This window comes from Clostridium estertheticum, assembly GCF_026650985.1.
In the GTDB taxonomy this organism is placed as follows: domain Bacteria; phylum Bacillota; class Clostridia; order Clostridiales; family Clostridiaceae; genus Clostridium_AD; species Clostridium_AD estertheticum_C.
In genome coordinates, this window is sequence record NZ_CP086239.1 from 3,736,119 (window position 1) to 3,754,283 (window position 18,165).

Sequence of the window (18,165 nt, forward strand, 5' to 3'; positions counted from 1 at the left end):
AAGAGGCATGCAACGTAAATTGTATGCCTCTTTTTTAACTTCTAACTAATTTATCGTGTTATAACTATTATCTGCCACAACAGTTTTTATACTTTTTTCCTGAACCACAAGGACATTCATCATTTCTTCCTGTTTTAGATTCTTTTATAGTTGGTTCTTGTTTAAGAGAATCATCATGATTGGTTGATGTTATTTGTGCAACCATTTCTCTCTCTGGTGCTCTTTCTATTTGAACATGGAATAAGTATTTAATAGTTTCTGTCTTTATGTTATATATCATTTCAGCAAACATGTCGCTACCTTCCATTTGGTACGCTTGTGTTGGATCTTGCTGTTTATAAGCTCTAAGTCCAATACCTTGCTTTAAATGTTCCATATCATCAATATGATCCATCCATTTACTATCTACTACTCTTAAAAGAATAACTCTTTCAACTTCTCTTATTTGTTCATCACCAAAATCTTCTCCCCTTTGGGTATAGATTCTCTGAGCAATTTCTAAGAGTTTTTCCTTGATTTCTTCATTAGTTAATTTACCAAGTTCATCTACTGTAACCATATCTTTTGGAAGAAATATTTCCTCAAAATAGCTAATTAATTTTGAAAGTTCTTCGTCAAGTTCTTCCTCAACATCAGTAATATGCGAATCAACTGTGGTAAAAATAACATCTTTTATCATATCTTCAATTTCATCTTTAGTATCTTCACCTTGAAGAACTTCTGTTCTTTGTTTATAAATTATTTCTCTTTGTTGGTTCATTACATCATCATATTGAACAACATTTTTTCTTATATCAAAGTTATTTCCTTCAACCTTCTTTTGAGCACTTTCTATAGCACCACTTACCATTTTGCTTTCAATAGCATCTTCATCAGTTAATCCTAATTTTCCTACAACCCCTTGAAGTCTTTCTGAACCAAATATTCTCATTAAATCATCTTCTAGTGATATGTAAAATCTTGTACTTCCTGGATCACCTTGACGACCAGCACGACCTCTAAGCTGATTATCAATACGCCTAGATTCATGTCTTTCAGTTCCAATTATCTTAAGTCCACCAACTTCAATAACACCATCGAAAAGTTTAATGTCCGTACCACGCCCTGCCATATTAGTTGCTATAGTAACCATGCCAAGTGACCCTGCATGAGCTATTATTTCCGCTTCTTTTTCATGGTATTTAGCATTAAGTACTTGATGAGGAACCCCTTTTCTCTTAAGCATTTCAGATAATAATTCTGATTTCTCTATACTTACAGTACCTACAAGTACAGGTTGATTTATCTTATGAGTTTCAACTATTTCATCTATTATAGCTTTATACTTTCCTCTAACAGTTTTAAAAACTAAATCTGCATTATCAATTCTTGCTAAAGGCTTATTTGTAGGTATTACTAATACATCAAGTCCATATATTTCTCTAAACTCATTTTCCTCTGTAAGCGCAGTACCAGTCATACCTGCAATCTTTGTATACATTCTAAAATAGTTTTGGAATGTAATTGTTGCAAGAGTTTTTGACTCTTTCTCAATTTTCACACCCTCTTTTGCTTCAATCGCTTGGTGAAGCCCATCACTATATCGTCTACCTTCCATAAGTCTTCCAGTAAATTCATCTACAATAATTATTTCTCCATCTTTTTCCATATAATCTTTATCTTTTCTCATAATATAGTTTGCTTTTAAAGCTTGAACTACGTGATGCTGTATATTCATGTTTTCTGCGTCAGCATAGTTCTCTAAACTGAAAAACTTTTCAGCCTTATCTATACCTTCATCAGACATTATAACAGCACTAGCTTTTTCATCTATAGTGTAATCTTCTTCTTTTACTAATGTCTTTACAAAATGATCTGCCACTTTATAAAAGTCTGTAGATTTTTCTCCTTCTCCAGATATTATAAGTGGTGTTCTAGCTTCATCTATTAATATAGAGTCAACCTCATCCACTATTACAAAGTTTAATTTCCTTTGAACTCTTTCTTCTTTATAAACAACCATATTATCTCTTAGATAATCAAATCCGAATTCATTATTTGTACCATATGTTATATCTGCATTATAAGCCGCTTGCCTTTGAGTTTGATCTATATCATGAATAATTACGCCTACTGTAAGACCCAAAAACTCATGTATTCTACCCATCTCTTCTTTATCTCTTTTTGCAAGATAATCATTAACTGTAATTACGTGAACACCTTTTCCTTCTAGGGCATTCAAATATGATGGAAGCGTAGCCACAAGTGTCTTTCCTTCACCAGTTTTCATTTCTGTTATTCTTCCTTGGTGAAGTATTATTCCACCAATCAGTTGCACTCTAAAATGCTTCATTTTAAGAACTCTCCATGAAGCTTCCCTAACTACTGCAAATGCTTCAGGCAAAATATCTTCTAACGTCTTTCCATTACTTAAACTAGTCTTAAATTCTTCTGTTTTTGCTTTAAGTTCTTCATCACTTAAGTTAGTCATCATTGAATCTAATGCTTCTATTTTATCGACTGTTGAAACTATTCTTTTTATTTCTCTATCACTATAACTACCAAATAATTTTTTAATTAAACTCATATTTTTCATCCTCACTATTCTTTTTAATACTTCCAAAATATACACTTGTAAAGTATACCACTTAATTTAATTCTGTTCAACTTATACAATTCTATAATTTCTATTAATTTTTTATTAATAATTTTCTATTTTTAACGTTAAAGCTAAAAAAGGATTAAAGTAAACATGATTACTTTAATCCTTTAAATTTTAAAACTGTGGTTCTATCAACCCATAATTTCCATCTTTTCTTTTATATACTACATTCACTTCTGAATTACCATTTACTTCCGTACTACCATCACTCATATATACAAAGAAACTATGTCCAACTAACTCCATTTGAAGCACTGCTTCTTCTGCAGACATTGGTTTGAATGCAAATTTCTTTGTTTTTACTATTTTAGGTTCTAAACCATCATCTTCACTATTATCATATTGTGGTATACCCTGAAATTTAAGGGACGTTCCTTTATTTCTTTTTTCTAATTTCGTTTTATTTTTTCTGATTTGTCTTTCTAATTTGTCAACAACAAGATCTAAGGAAGTATACATATCATCATTTACTTCTTCTGATCTCAAAACAACTCCATTAAAAGGTATTGTAATTTCTATAGTATGTCTGTTCTTATGGACACTCATGGTTGTCTGAGCTTCCACATCCGGATTAAAATACTTATCTAATCTAGATACTTTCTTGTCTATCATATTTTTTAATGCTTCTGTTACTTCCATGTTTTTTCCTATTACTTTAATTTTCATACGTACAACCCCTTTCTAATATCCATATAACGTTCTATATTTAAGCATGCTATATGTTTTGTATCTCAATTCTATTACACTTAATGCTAAATAGCAACCATAAATTCAGAATTTACGTAATATTAAAGCAATTTAAATAACAATCCCTTAATATTCCTAATTATTACCCTATTTCTTTATGTGAATTGTTAATTGACTATAATTGTTTTTTGTATTTCAATCGTTTACACAAACAAAAAAAATAAAAACTCCTAATATAATATTAGGAGTTTTTATATAGTAAGTTAGTTGACCTGGTCTTTGCCCCCACACTCGCCTGCTGGAGCTTTTGCTACCCAGAATTACCTTCTCACTACTAACACTCTCGCTCGTTAAAACGGCAGGACTAACCTCTAAGCCGCACCATGCTCACTAAACTTTGTTTAACTTACGTGGATCGTTTCGCCTGCGACTGGCCTCGACTTTCAACCACAAACCTAACTTACTACAATCAGTATTATACATTACTTTTGGCTATAGTCAATATAAAAATATTATTTGCTCCGTTCTTTTTTAGCACATGTGCGCAATGAAACGCTGTAGCTCCAGTGGTTATAACATCATCTACAAGTAAAATATTTTTATTTTTTATAAACTCGCTCCCTTTAATTTCAAAGCATTTTTTCATATTGTCCCACCTTTGGTCGCCACTTAGACCTATTTGATCTTTAGTATCTTCCGTTTTAACCAAGTTGCATATAACTGGAATACTCGAAAATTGTGCTAAGTATTTTGCTAGAAACTCACTTTGATTATATCCTCTATTTTTTTGAGCTTTTTTAGTCATAGGTACATAAGATATTAAATCAATCTCCAAATAATTATTTTTAACAGATTCCAGCATATATTTAGCCAAAATTTCGCCGCATATAAAATCATTTTTATATTTAAGTCTAATAATTAGTTCTTTAACAATACTCGAATAATAAAACACTGACCTTGCAATGTATTCTTCTTCACTACTACCTATATAAAAACTTTCCTCGGAGCGTCTAAGTTTTTTTCTACATACAGTGCACAGCGCTTCACTCTCTTCACTATATCCACTACATATTACGCATGATTCATCACCAGAATATATAACTTGAACTAAACAGTAAAGTATCTTTTTTATATATTTAATAATCCTCTTTCCCACGCTTTCTCATTAAATTTACTAGCCATACTTTTAGCTTTATCCATTTGAACAGTTTGAGCATTAGCTAAAAATATAGCCTCACCCCTTTGTATATTCTCAAATCTTCCAACTTTACTTGATAAAAAAAACAATTGTTTATAGTCGAATTTCACGTTATCAGCAAAGTAAACTATAACATCAATCGAATGGAATTCTAAATAGTTTTCTTCAAAGTCATTTGTTACGAGTATTCCCTTATCTTTATTCATAAAGTTTACTTTAATATTATCATCACTTCTACTTTTAATAAATAAAACTATATTTTCACTTAACTTCTTTTTAAAATTACTAAGGTACGCGAATACAGACATAACTTTTTGTGCGTCTGGCACAAATATTATTACCTTTCTGTTAGATATTATTGACCAATTTAAATATTCATAAACTACTAAAGGTATATCCAAACTAAGATTTATTCTAGTAGTTATAATCCTAGGCTCAATAATTGGGATATTAGCATTTTTTATCGGAAACATAATTGTATTATCCTCACTTAAAACATTTTCTACACAGTATGCTATAGCTAACCCCTCTTCGCCTCTCATTTTCAGTAATATATTTTTTATTTGCTCTTTATTAAACTTCGGGAAACTCCTAATATCATTATAAATAACCAAATCAAATTTTTCTTGTAGTTTTAATGCATTCTCATGGCTGCATATGTATAAATACCCACTTTCGCTCGTATAATTCGTTGTAGATGAATACACATATTGACCTAGATTGCTATATTTATTAATATAATAAAGAATATCAATGTTACGTTCATCTTCATTAGTTATATATAATATGTTTTTGTTTTCGTTTGCATATGTTACTATCGTTTTTAAGAATATATCAGAGGAATTATAAAATACAGATACAATATCAATATTATTTTCACCATTTATATAAGCTTTAAAAATCCCCTTACTAATTTCATCTTTTTCCTTACTAAGGTTTAATTTTGCGTAGTAAACCATGTAAAATCTCCTTTATAATTAAATAATCACCTGTGGCGTCGTAATATTAATCTAGACTCAGATTTGCATCTACTATTTGTTTTATTCTAAAGCCCAGTGCAGAATATCTCTCGAAACTTCTGTTATTGTCTTTCATGAAACTAATAGCTTTTCTCTCGCCCACTAAAACAACCATATTTTTAGCCCTAGTTATACCTGTATAGAGCAAATTTCTATTCATTAAAAGTGGTGGCCCCATGAACATAGGCATAATTACAACTTCAAACTCACTTCCTTGACTCTTATGTATTGTTATAGCATAAGCAAGCATTAGTTCATCTAAATTCACACCCTCGTATTCTACACGCTTATCATCATCGAAAATGACAACAACATTCTCATTGTCTTCATTAATATCTTCTACATACCCTACATCACCATTAAAAATTCCAGTGCCATCCTCTGCTTTTGCATTCATTTTATGCCACTTCATAGAGTAATTATTTTTTATTTGCATAACCTTGTCACCAACCCTAAATATCGTATTTCTAAATTCTTTTTCTTTTTTATCTTTAATTTTAGGATTTAATATTTTCTGAAGCTCGATATTTAAATTCTCTATGCCAAGTATGCCCTTCCTCATGGGTGATAATATTTGAATGTTCTTCATTTTATCCCATTCTTTGTTGAAATTAGGTAGTCTTGTATTTATTAAAGTTATTATGTTATTTAAAATTTTCTCCGGTTCATTGTTTTCAATAAAATAAAAATCTTTACCCTTTTTATTTAGAATAGGCATTTCACCATTATTAATCTTATGGGCATTGACAATAATCATACTTTCCTGTGCTTGCCTAAAGATCTCCTTAAGTTTAACCACCTTAACACTTTTGCTATCAATAAGGTCTCTCAGAACGTTACCCGGTCCAACTGATGGCAGCTGATCAACGTCACCAACTATTATAAGTCTAGTCCCTATTGTAATCGCATTTAACAAACTATTCATAAGCATTATGTCTATCATAGATGCTTCATCAACAATTAATACATCACAATCAAGTGGAGATTCCTCGCTTTTAGTAAACTGTGAACTGTCATCTCCACCTATCCCGAGCTCTAGCAGTCTATGTATTGTTTTCGCTTCACGTCCAGTAGCTTCAGTCATTCTTTTCGCAGCGCGGCCTGTAGGTGCAGCCATATACACTTTAAGTCCTGCTTTTTCAAACATTTCTATAATGCAATTGATTATAGTTGTTTTACCCGTACCTGGCCCTCCTGTTATAATTTCAATACTATTTTCCATAGCCCCGCAAATTGCACTCCTTTGAGAAGTCGCAAATTGTATATTTTTTTCTTTCTCAAAATCATTAATTTTCTCTTCTACATCTATTTCTAATTCTTCATACTCTTCTATAGATAAGGTTATAATTTTTTTAGTTATACTTAATTCACAATAATAAAAAGGCATAGTAAAAACGCAGTCTTCTTCATCTATATTCTCAATTTTCAATTTACCATTCAATACATTATCATAAATATTTTTCTCAATTTCTTCATCAGTAACCCCAAGGATGTTTTTAGATTGCTTATACAATTTTAAAAGGGGCATATAAGTGTTTCCCATAGCACAAAATTCATTAACCACATAATTAATTCCACTTTGTATTCTAAAAGGCGATTCTTTGTCAATCCCTAAACTTCTCGCTATCTTATCTGCAATTTTAAATCCTACACCAGAAATAGTTTCAGTTAGTACATAAGGATTATCTTGAACTACTTTTATCGATTCTGCTCCATATTTTTTATATATTTTTACACATTGACTAGGTGTTACTCCATATGTTTGAAGAAATATCATAATATTTTTTACTTCTCTTTGCTTTGCGTAAGATTCGAATATTAACTGAATCTTTTTTTGTCCTATACCATCTATTTCTTTTAATTTCTCTATCTCATTATCTAATATGTTCATAGTATCTTCGCCAAAGCGCTGTACTATTTTTTTAGCAGTTACAGGTCCAATTCCCTGAATAACTCCTGAAGATAAATATTTTTCTATACCCATAAGTGAACTAGGTATAATTTCCTCACACTGGACTATCTTAAATTGTTTACCAAATTGAGGATGATTAACCCACTCTCCAGTTAACTTCAGATTCTGCCCTTCACTTATATATGGCACAACGCCAACCACGGTTATTTGTTTTTTATTATCATTTAAATGAGCAATTATATATCCATTGTCTTCATTATGAAATACTATATCTTCGATTGTTCCTTGTATTTCTGACATAAAATCTCCCCTATTTATAAATTTATATAATAATATTATTATATCATATGTGTTATACAACTTTTATCAATAGTATACCTCTATCTTAAGTTTTATCAAAATTCTAATTAATAATCCATAAACTGTATAATAAATATGATTTTATAATTATCTTACTTTAAAATTAATAATTATATACGCAAAAGAAGGATAACAATTATTAATTGTCATCCTTTTTTACTTATATTATAAATATTTTTTTATTTCATCAACCTTATTTAATTTTTCCCAACTTAAATCTAGATCATTTCTTCCAAAATGTCCATAAGCTGCTACTTGTTTATAAATAGGTTTTCTAAGATCTAATTCTCTTATAATAACAGCTGGTCTTAAATCAAATACTTTTTCGATTATTGCAACTATTTTATCGTCAGAAATTTTTCCTGTTCCAAAAGTTTCTGCTTCTATAGATACTGGCTTGGCTACACCTATAGCATACGCTAACTGAATTTCTAATTTATCTGAAACCCCTGCAGCTACTAAATTTTTAGCAACCCATCTTGCAGCATATGCAGCTGATCTATCAACTTTCGTTGGATCTTTTCCTGAGAAACATCCACCGCCATGTCTACCAGATCCTCCATAAGTATCAACTATTATTTTTCTTCCTGTTAAACCAGAATCACCTTGAGGTCCTCCGATTACAAATCTACCTGTAGGATTTATATAATATTTCGTATTTTCATCTAATAATTCACTTGGAACTATTGGCTTTATTACGTTTTCTATTAAATCTTTTTCAATTTGATCATGAGTTGCTTCTACTCCATGTTGAGTTGAAATAACAATAGTATCTATTCTAACTGGTTTATTGTCTTCATACTCTACAGTAACCTGAGTTTTTCCATCTGGTCTCAAGTATTTTAATGTACCATCTTTCCTTACTTCACTTAATCTTCTTGCTAATCTATGTGCCATAGAAATCGGAAGAGGCATATACTCTGGTGTCTCATTAGTGGCAAACCCAAACATCATACCTTGATCTCCAGCGCCTATTGAATCAACTTTCGATGTACGGCCTTCCTTAGACTCTAAATCTTCATCAACACCCATAGCTATATCTGATGATTGTTCATTAATAGATGTAATTACTGCGCATGTACTAGCATCGAAACCATATTTCGCTCTAGTATATCCTATACCTTCAATAGTATTTCTAACAACCTTAGGAACATCTACATAACAATTAGTTGTTATCTCTCCCATAACCAATACCATTCCAGTAGTAACTGCAGTTTCACAAGCAACTCTAGCGTAAGGATCTTGTTCTAATATAGCATCAAGTACAGCATCTGAAATTTGGTCACAAATTTTATCTGGATGTCCTTCTGTAACTGATTCTGATGTGAATAATCTTTTCATATTAATTCTCCTTTCTAATGCTAAATAATAATTTTTATAAAAATAAAACCCCTTCCAAAAATAAGAAGAGGTGTTTTATCCATCTCCCTTATCTTGCAGATTATACCTGCAGGAATTGGCACCATGGTGCATAGCACCGGTTGCCGGGTTTCATAGGGCCTTTTTCCCTCCACCTCTCTTGATAAGAGTTATCAATATTAAGTTTTCATTATACTACCACATGCAATCAGCAGTGTCAACATATCTCAATTACTTTTAAATTAAATAAGTAAAAAAAGACATCTATTGATGTCTTTTGGTGGAGGAGGATGGATTCGAACCATCGAAACATTACGTAACAGATTTACAGTCTGCCCCCTTTGGCCACTCGGGAACTCCTCCATACGTGGAGCTAGCAATAGGAATTGAACCTACAACCTGCTGATTACAAGTCAGCTGCTCTACCGTTGAGCCATGCTAGCATATACTTATTTGATTATAAAAAATTATTATGGTGGGAACAACAGGGTTCGAACCTGTGACCCTCTGCTTGTAAGGCAGATGCTCTCCCAGCTGAGCTATGCTCCCAGAATTAAATAAACACAATAAATGGTGGAGGAGGATGGATTCGAACCATCGAAACATTACGTAACAGATTTACAGTCTGCCCCCTTTGGCCACTCGGGAACTCCTCCATATGTGGAGCTAGCAATAGGAATTGAACCTACAACCTGCTGATTACAAGTCAGCTGCTCTACCGTTGAGCCATGCTAGCATATTATTAATATATTGTTTGCCGTGTCGACAAGGATTATTATACAACTTAAAATAATAAATTACAAATTTATTTTCCTTAAATAAACAACTTCTTCTCTATATTACTGTATCATTCTCATATTTACTCAGTATTAAACGCTAATACAACTTTTTATTTTTTAAAAGTTTTTTTCATATAACTCGCTTAAATATAGTTAATTCATTTCTTCTGCCAAGTTCATATCTATAAACCTTCCAGCTACCTTCCTAACTTTGTCATATTCTTTTTCTGATAAATCCTTTTTCAATAATTTAAGTGCTTTAAGAACACCCCCCTCAGCATCTTTGGCATATAAATATTCCTGCACTTTCTTATACTCCTCTTTATCTAACTTCATGCTTACATACAATAACTTGATTTTATCAGAAGCAGTTAAATTTTCTTCTATTTTTGATGCGGATACTTTAAAGACTGCTTTTTCATTTTTTTCTATATAATTATAATAATTTTCTAGACTATCCTTCTCCTCCTCATTTTTTTTAGTATCTAGATCTGATGAAATTACATTTGAACTACTACTACTCACCTTTTCTTCTTCGTTTTTATAATTACTACTCAATTTTTTATCCTGCATATCATCCTTTATAAGCACTTTAACACCATCATTATTAGCTGTTCTTGAATTAGAATGTTTTGTATACTCAGCCACCTCAGGTTTATGCAAATTATCAACATAGTAATGATATGAAACCATGCTAATCACACTTACTAAAGTAGAGAATATAATAATGAATAATGAATTAATTCTTTTCATAAAAAAATCACCCCAAATAATTATTATATATATAGATTCTTTGCCAATTAATGATTTTTTTATTCTTTATAATAATAATGCTCGGAGTTTATTCATATAAATGATTCATAGGAAAATAAATAAGAATTGTTTTTCAAAGGCAAAAATGCAAGGAGGTATATTTCTTGAGCAAAGCTAAAACCCATTATAAAGACCCTTTAGCATACTATACAATTTCTAATTTTCTAAAAGACTATATTGACAAAAACACTCTAGTCGTTTGCATAGGTACCGATAGATGTATAGGTGATTGCCTTGGACCTTTGGTTGGTACCTTTTTAAAGAATAGTTCCTTTCCATTGCCCGTTTATGGCACTATAGATAATCCGATTCATGCCTTAAACATAGATAGTAAGTTATCTGAAATAAACACAAAACATCCAAACTGTACTATCATAGGTGTTGATGCATGTCTTGGCGATATTTCAAATATTGGTGAAATCCAAGCTAGGAATTATCCAATTCATCCTGGTAAAGGTGTAGGTAAAAACCTCCCCCAAGTAGGCAATGTCTCATTAGTAGGTATAGTAGATTCAAGTGATGATAGTGAATTATTCACTAATAGAAACATAAGACTTAGTTTAGTAATGGAAATTGCTAATGTTTTAAGTAGATCCCTTATACATTCATATTATTTATACTCACTTACCACTGATCAAAATAATATAATTCCTATCAACATGCTCTAATTAATTTTTTATATAATAATTAACAACATTTACGCTTTTTTTAAAATATATAAAAATAAGCAATACAATTAATAAAATAATTGTATTGCTTATTTTTATAGCTTGTTTACACTTTTTACTTTGATAAATAATTGTTATATCCACCAAATGAATTACCTAGCTTATCCACATAATCCAATACTTTACCTGTTCCGAGTGCTACACATGATATCGGATCTTCAGCCAAATATACCGGAACCTTAGTAACCTCTTGTATTAATTTGTCGAGTCCCTTTAACAATGAACCTCCACCAGTCATAATTATACCTTTATCAGCTATATCCGCCGATAACTCAGGTGGTGTTTTTTCTAACACTGAATGTGCACATCCCGCTATTTGCGATACTGCCTCTTTTAAAGCTTCTCTCATTTCCTCGGATGTTACTGCCAGATTTTTCGGAAGACCTGTAACTAAGTCCCTTCCTCTTATCTCCATACTTTCCTCTTCATCTTGTCTATAAGCACAACCTATGTTGATTTTCAAATCCTCTGCAGTTCTCTCTCCAATCATTAATTTATGCTTTTTCCTAATATATTTTATGATATTTTCATCAAACCTATCTCCAGCTACTTTAATAGATTCACGTACGACCATGCCTCCTAAAGAAATAACTGCAATATCAGTAGTCCCTCCACCAATATCAATAACCATATTACCACTTGCTTTACTAATGTCGAGTCCAGCTCCTATCGCTGCCGCTAAAGGTTCTTCTATAAGTTGAACTTTCTTAGCTCCTGCATTTCTAGCTGCATCTTCGACCGCTCTTCTTTCCACTTCGGTTGATTCACAAGGGACACAAATAACAACCTTTGGGGCGGATAATCTTCTTTTACCACAAGCCTTCTTTATAAAGTGCTTTAACATTTTTTCAGTTATATCATAATCTGAAATAACACCGTCCCTCATAGGACGTATTGCCACAATATTTCCTGGCGTTCTTCCTATCATTTGCCTAGCTTCTTCTCCAACTGCTAGTACCCTATTATTATTTCTATCTATGGCAACAACAGAAGGTTCTTTTAAAATAACGCCTTTTCCTTTGATATATACAAGTACCGTTGCTGTTCCTAAATCAATTCCCATGTCTGTGCCCATTTTTAAAAAAAACATCTCAAAACTCACTCCTGCTCTTTAGTATATTAGATAATTAAATTATACTAAACTCTATTACATAAAGCCATAAAAATATCCTTTTTTACCAATAATATTTTTTATGGTTTTTAGTTTGAAATGTTTTATCCTTCAATTGCCTTATATTTAAGCCTAGTAGCATCTCCACCTCTAATATGTCTTTCAGCTTTATTTAAATCTAAAATTATTTTTGCCTGACTAGCAATTTTAGGATTTAATGTCGGTAATCTCTCCGTCATATCCTTGTGTATAGTACTCTTGCTAACTCCAAACACCTTGGCGGTTCTTCTTATTGTGGATTTCGACTCAATAATATACTTAGCAACTTCTAATACTCTGTCTTCAATATAGTCTTTCAAAGTGTTACCTCCTAAACCCTTCTATATTAATAAATATGCAATACCTTGCTTTTAAATTCCATTCCAATTAGTCATCTGACCATATATTTCGGAAAAACAACTAATTGAGATGGTCATTGGTTTTTATTTTGTTTTTGCAGGTTGGTATTTATCATATTTTATATATTTAGCAGGATCAATATTCGTATTATTTTGCGAAACTTCAAAATGCAAATGAGAACCATATACTTCTTTATATGAATTTAAACTAGAGTTTCCCACTGTACCAATTTGCTGTTTTTTATTTACTTTATCGCCCTTTTTTACTAATATTTTTTCACTTAAGCTAGTATATTTAGTAACAAGCCCATTTTGATGATCTATTACAACCATATTTCCATTTTGACCTACAACATCAGTACCAACTTCTTTAACTATTCCATCCATTGCCGCAACCACTGGCTCGCCTATTTTAGCTTGAATGTCAACTCCTAAATTTGTTCTATAGCTTCCATCAGTCTTGAACACTACTGAATCAATTTCTTTTGAATATGCTCTTGCGAGTAGCCCATTAGCCACTGGATTTGCAAATTGAGCATTAACTGAGCCAGAAACTGCAGCAGTTGCTACACTTTTTATGTTAGGCACTGGTTTAAGTTCTTTAGTCTTAGCTATATTTTCTTTTTTCACTTGAAGAGCACCATCGTATTCCTTTTGATTCCCTCCAGTTACATTACCTGCATTAGCTTGTTCTTTTTGTACTGCTTCCTGATTGCTTGCAATTTTACTTTTATTATTTGCTGTTATAGATGCCACTGTAGCTACTATACATAAACAAACAAATAAAATTACGTAGAAGCCCTCCTTCTTGAAAAAGTTTAATGCCTTATTGTTTGCGTTTTTATTCATACAAACACCTCCATTTGTATTTTTGTCCATAATTTAATAAAACATACATTTTTATTAAATTATTTTACTTTTTTTCAAAATTTTAGGCCAGTTATACCTCTATATAGGATAACCAGCCTTATTTATATGGTTTTTTATTTAGATACGGCGGTGCCTTGATAATAATGAGTTAAAATATCAACATATTTTTTTCCATCTTTGGCCATAACCTCTGCTCCATATTGACTCATTCCGACATCATGACCATATCCACTACAATCCACTTCTATACTACTTGAATTAAATTTTATTATAAAATTAGCTGATTTTAAACCGAGCATTGTTCTAAATTTACTTCCTGTCATAGTTATGCTTCCTACCTTAATGTTCTTAACACTTCCAGCCTGAGTTCTATCAATTATTGTTATTTGGTTTCTAATGTCAGAAGAGGATACTCTAGCATTATCGTAATTTTTATTTATAATTTGACTTAACTCTTTATAACCAAAAGTTTTACTACTTTTACTATTTTTTAATTTTTCCTCACCAGGGCTTGCTACACTCCTTAAATAAGGTACACTCGTACTAAATACATCCTCAGAATTTTCTGTTTCCCCACTACTTGTAGAAAAATAATATGGCTCCATTACCAAATTATCATTATATGTTAAAACTTCACCCGCTGTTGCTTCAACAGCATTCTTAATCTTATTCCAGTATTCTTCACCATTAACTCTACCCCATACTTTTACACGTTCATCTTTAGTCATATAAACTTGGCAGTGAACTGTATCGCATACATTAGCTCCTTTTCCGTTTTTACATCCCACTCCACCTAATAAAGTAACATGGGCTAAAGCATACGTTCTAGCAGCTACTGCTTGAGCTTTTATAGCTTCTACCTCAAATTCAACAGGCATTTCTGATGCCACGACTCCAGTAACATAATCTTCTAAATTAAGTTCTTTTATAGTATTTTCTTTTGTCATAAACACCCTTATTTTAGTAACTTTTGGCATTAAATCATATTTCATAACACTTTTATTATCTCCTGATTTAGCTATATTGCTTTTATTATCTCCTGCTTTAACTACAGTGCTTTTATTTTTATCTTTCTGTATATTTATATATTTATTATTTCCAATCCCCACTATTAACACAGACGTAATCACTACAAATCCAACAAACGCAATTATTAATAGAATAATGCTCTTTAAATGTATTGCACTAAAACCTCTTCTCATTTTTTCCTCCCCCTCGTTATAAACAAGTTTTACTCTATACATATTAATTAAACATAAAAATTATTACTTTTTTAGGACTATTGAGCCTATGTTAGATAATAAAACTTGTACACTTTTAAAAAACATTATAAAAAAATCGGAATATATTGTTATTTAATATATTCCAATTCTTTAGTTTTTATGCTATATTTTTATATTTTTTGTTGTTTATTTAAAATTCACCAAAACTTATATTACTTATCATAATGCACTCTTTCTATATCTGCTCCTAAACCTCTTAATTTCTTTTCAATCGACACATACCCTCTATCAATATGATATATGTCCTTTATTGTAGTTGTGCCCTCTGCTGTAAGACCTGCGAGTATTAGTGCTGCCCCCGCTCTTAAATCTGTAGCTGTGACCTCTGAGCCTGTAAATGTATCTATACCTTCAATTACAGCACTTCTACCATCTATTTTTATATTTGCCCCCATTCTCTTAAGCTCTACAGCATGCATAAACCTATTTTCAAAAATGGTTTCCGTGATTATACTTGTCCCTTTTACTGTACATAATAAACTCATCATCTGTGCTTGCATATCGGTGGGGAATCCTGGATATGGCATTGTTTTTAAATCTATAGGATTTAATTTTTGCCTACCATCCACTATTACACTATTTTTATTGATTTCTATTGCTACCCCCATTTCTGTAAGTTTTGCTATTATTGGCTTTGAATGAATTTCGTCAACTCCATTAATTTTAATTAAGCTTTTTGTTATTGCAGCAGTTATCATAAATGTACCCGCCTCTATCCTGTCATATATTGGCTTATGAACAACTTCTTTAAAATCTTTTACTCCTATTATCCTTATAGTATCTGTTCCTTCTCCATCAATTTTTGCTCCCATCCCCCTTAAAAATATTGCTAAATCAACAATTTCTGGTTCCTCTGCTGCATTTCCTATTATGGTTTCACCCTGTGCGAGCGTTGCCGCCATCATTATATTTTCCGTAGCACCAACCGACGGGTAATCTAAATATATGTTGCTCCCTATTAATTTTTTTGCTTTTGCTTCAACATATCCATGACCTACCGACACCTCTGCACCTAATGCTGATAATCCCTTTAAATGAAGATCAATTGGCCTAGTTCCAATATTACATCCACCAGGTAGAGATATCTTAAAACTTCCGAATCTCCCAAGCATTGGCCCCATTATTAAGAAAGATGCTCTCATCTTCCTTACTAATTCATCGTTAGCTCCATTATCAAATATATTAGCAGTATTTATTTTAACCCTTTTATTAATTTTATCTATACTAATATCAGCTCTAAGAGATTTTAATACATCACAAATTACAAATACATCTTCAAGCATCGGAGTATTTTCAATAGTACAATTATTACCATTCAATATAGTTGCTGCAAGTATAGGAAGGACAGAATTTTTAGCTGCACTTATATTCACTTCACCCTCTAATTTTTTCCCACCCTTTATAATAAATCTATCCATTCATTTCCTCCATATTATTGATAATTTTTAATAAGTTGTAATTATTTCAGGTGTACCTATGATAATGTAGTTTCCTGATGAATAACTACATACAGCATAATTAAAATCAAATAACTTGTTATTAATTACCTTCTCATCAAATTTTCTGGTATATGCCATAGTACTTAATCCATTATTTAAACTCACTGTATCAATATTTTCCGTTCCATAAGATTTTAATATTTTTATTATTTTTTGATTAATAACATTAATATTATTTGTTCCACCATTTTTACTAGTTTTTTCAACTTTCGCCTTCAAGTATTGGAAATACTTAACATTTTTGCCTCTACAACCAATGCTAGCACTAATCTTATTTTTAAGAGATACTAACCCATTTTCGTTACTTACAGTACTTATATTTATAGTTATAAGACTCTTATTTTTATATTTCAAAGCCTCTACATATCCCCTTGCATTTCCACTTGAAAAATCTACATTATAGGAATCCTTATTTTCAGTTCTAGTTAATATTACTTTTTTATAATCAAGATCTATTGCTGAAATTAAATAGTTACAAATCTCTTTCGAATCTTCTTGAGTTTCGAAACATGTCTTTAACCCATATTCTACAGTTTTGCTTTTAGTTTGGATTAATATTTCATCAAATAAATTAAGATTCTCATGTGCACTAGTTAATCTAATATTAATTTGCATAATAGCCATACTTAACACTATACATAAAAGCGTTATACCTTTTTTTCTCATTTTAATCCCCCTACCCTTTGGTTAAATTGCTAGCAACAATTAAATTCTTGACAATAATTTACTTTTTTATTCTATATACTGTCAGTTTTTATTTTTTTGTCTTATTAACAAAATTATCCCCCAGCACAAGTGCGAAGAGGGCTATTTTATTTAAAATATAGGTAGGGCATATAACATTAATCAAACTTTATATATATCTTTTCTTTATACTACTAATATATAAAATTTCAATTAAAATGTGCTTAAATAATTTAATACTGCTCACTTAGATTATTAAATCAACTTTAGTTTATTTTGGGGCATAAAAAAAATGAAGATAAATTAATATCTTCATTTTCTTTAGTTTCTACCCTTTTGTCTTAAGTCTCATAATCGACCTTAAAACAGCACCCTCAGCTCGTTTTAAACTAACTTCATCATCAGTATCCAATCTTTTTTCTGCTCTTTTTTTAGCCTCGTTTGCTCTTTCAACATCTATATCTTCTGGCCATTCACAGGCGCTACATAACATTTCTACTTCACCTTTGAGAACTCTTAAAACACCCGTTGATGTAAAAGCTTTTAACTCTTTACCATCAACTTGTATAAATGTAGTAACTGTTGGTTTCAATTGAGCTATCATAGGAACATGATTCGCAAGAATACCAAATACACCATCATCACTCTGTGTGTTAAGGCTTAAAATATCACCACTATAAAACTGCTTCTCAGGAGTAATCATAGTAAGCTTTATATGATTTTTCATAAAATAACACCGACCTTTCTATGTACATATCCTTAAAGAATAATTAATAATTTTTACTAGTTATCTTAAATAAAATAAGTAACATAATGGCTAACTG

General features: G+C 31.2%; 15 protein-coding genes, 5 tRNA genes and 1 riboswitch. Of the genes, 1 reads left to right on the forward strand and 19 read right to left on the reverse strand.

The window, feature by feature from the left end:
• Positions 1 to 67: 67 nt before the first annotated feature.
• The 12 genes from secA to LL038_RS17965 all read right to left on the reverse strand — a co-directional run bounded on the left by secA (position 68) and on the right by LL038_RS17965 (position 10,708).
• Complete coding sequence (secA, locus tag LL038_RS17910) at positions 68 to 2,575, reverse strand: preprotein translocase subunit SecA (protein WP_375293027.1); 2,508 nt, start codon at positions 2,573 to 2,575, stop codon at positions 68 to 70.
• Positions 2,576 to 2,755: 180 nt separating this feature from the next.
• Positions 2,756 to 3,307 (reverse strand): ribosome hibernation-promoting factor, HPF/YfiA family, encoded by a 552-nt coding sequence (hpf, locus tag LL038_RS17915; protein ID WP_216125305.1) that lies wholly within the window; start codon positions 3,305 to 3,307, stop codon positions 2,756 to 2,758.
• A 496-nt stretch (positions 3,308 to 3,803) separates the two neighbouring features.
• On the reverse strand, positions 3,804 to 4,484 hold the full coding sequence (locus LL038_RS17920) for a ComF family protein (RefSeq protein ID WP_216125304.1): 681 nt from the start codon (positions 4,482 to 4,484) through the stop codon (positions 3,804 to 3,806).
• Positions 4,457 to 5,485: a hypothetical protein gene (locus tag LL038_RS17925; protein ID WP_216125302.1), complete on the reverse strand. Its 1,029-nt coding sequence runs from the start codon at positions 5,483 to 5,485 to the stop codon at positions 4,457 to 4,459. The genes LL038_RS17920 and LL038_RS17925 overlap by 28 nt, the downstream gene beginning before the upstream one ends.
• 46 nt (positions 5,486 to 5,531) lie before the next feature.
• A complete protein-coding gene (locus tag LL038_RS17930) occupies positions 5,532 to 7,757 on the reverse strand; it encodes an ATP-dependent RecD-like DNA helicase (protein WP_216125300.1) in 2,226 nt (741 codons plus the stop codon).
• Between the two features lie 225 nt (positions 7,758 to 7,982).
• Complete coding sequence (metK, locus tag LL038_RS17935; protein ID WP_071614815.1) at positions 7,983 to 9,158, reverse strand: methionine adenosyltransferase; 1,176 nt, start codon at positions 9,156 to 9,158, stop codon at positions 7,983 to 7,985.
• 85 nt (positions 9,159 to 9,243) lie between these two features.
• A riboswitch (SAM riboswitch) is annotated at positions 9,244 to 9,346 on the reverse strand.
• 108 nt (positions 9,347 to 9,454) lie between these two features.
• Positions 9,455 to 9,539, reverse strand: a tRNA-Tyr gene (locus tag LL038_RS17940).
• A gap of 5 nt (positions 9,540 to 9,544) precedes the next feature.
• Positions 9,545 to 9,619: transfer RNA gene (locus tag LL038_RS17945), tRNA-Thr, on the reverse strand.
• A 30-nt stretch (positions 9,620 to 9,649) separates the two neighbouring features.
• A tRNA-Val gene (locus LL038_RS17950) sits at positions 9,650 to 9,725 on the reverse strand.
• A 22-nt stretch (positions 9,726 to 9,747) separates the two neighbouring features.
• Positions 9,748 to 9,832, reverse strand: a tRNA-Tyr gene (locus LL038_RS17955).
• A gap of 5 nt (positions 9,833 to 9,837) precedes the next feature.
• Positions 9,838 to 9,912 (reverse strand) — tRNA-Thr (locus tag LL038_RS17960).
• Between the two features lie 196 nt (positions 9,913 to 10,108).
• Positions 10,109 to 10,708 carry a hypothetical protein gene (locus LL038_RS17965; RefSeq protein ID WP_216125298.1) on the reverse strand — a complete coding sequence of 200 codons (600 nt, stop codon included), beginning with the start codon at positions 10,706 to 10,708 and terminating at the stop codon, positions 10,109 to 10,111.
• Between the two features lie 164 nt (positions 10,709 to 10,872).
• Between LL038_RS17965 and yyaC the strand changes: the two genes are divergently transcribed.
• Entirely contained in the window at positions 10,873 to 11,436 is a 564-nt protein-coding gene (yyaC, locus tag LL038_RS17970) for a spore protease YyaC (RefSeq protein WP_216125296.1), read from the forward strand.
• A 115-nt stretch (positions 11,437 to 11,551) separates the two neighbouring features.
• On the opposite strand, the gene LL038_RS17975 is transcribed toward yyaC, so the two are convergent.
• The 7 genes from LL038_RS17975 to LL038_RS18005 all read right to left on the reverse strand — a co-directional run bounded on the left by LL038_RS17975 (position 11,552) and on the right by LL038_RS18005 (position 18,068).
• Positions 11,552 to 12,586, reverse strand: coding sequence for a rod shape-determining protein (locus LL038_RS17975; RefSeq protein ID WP_216125294.1), 1,035 nt, complete (start codon positions 12,584 to 12,586; stop codon positions 11,552 to 11,554).
• Between the two features lie 125 nt (positions 12,587 to 12,711).
• Positions 12,712 to 12,966 carry a sporulation transcriptional regulator SpoIIID gene (gene spoIIID / locus LL038_RS17980; protein WP_216125292.1) on the reverse strand — a complete coding sequence of 85 codons (255 nt, stop codon included), beginning with the start codon at positions 12,964 to 12,966 and terminating at the stop codon, positions 12,712 to 12,714.
• Between the two features lie 123 nt (positions 12,967 to 13,089).
• The gene (locus LL038_RS17985) at positions 13,090 to 13,854 is read right to left on the reverse strand and encodes a M23 family metallopeptidase (protein ID WP_216125290.1); all 765 of its coding nucleotides are present in this window, start codon (positions 13,852 to 13,854) and stop codon (positions 13,090 to 13,092) included.
• A gap of 134 nt (positions 13,855 to 13,988) precedes the next feature.
• Positions 13,989 to 15,077 carry a stage II sporulation protein D gene (spoIID, locus tag LL038_RS17990; RefSeq protein WP_216125288.1) on the reverse strand — a complete coding sequence of 363 codons (1,089 nt, stop codon included), beginning with the start codon at positions 15,075 to 15,077 and terminating at the stop codon, positions 13,989 to 13,991.
• Between the two features lie 233 nt (positions 15,078 to 15,310).
• A complete protein-coding gene (gene murA, locus LL038_RS17995; protein ID WP_216125286.1) occupies positions 15,311 to 16,576 on the reverse strand; it encodes a UDP-N-acetylglucosamine 1-carboxyvinyltransferase in 1,266 nt (421 codons plus the stop codon).
• A gap of 27 nt (positions 16,577 to 16,603) precedes the next feature.
• Positions 16,604 to 17,323 (reverse strand): YwmB family TATA-box binding protein, encoded by a 720-nt coding sequence (locus LL038_RS18000; RefSeq protein WP_216125285.1) that lies wholly within the window; start codon positions 17,321 to 17,323, stop codon positions 16,604 to 16,606.
• Between the two features lie 346 nt (positions 17,324 to 17,669).
• A complete protein-coding gene (locus tag LL038_RS18005) occupies positions 17,670 to 18,068 on the reverse strand; it encodes a F0F1 ATP synthase subunit epsilon (RefSeq protein ID WP_216125284.1) in 399 nt (132 codons plus the stop codon).
• Positions 18,069 to 18,165: the final 97 nt, after the last annotated feature.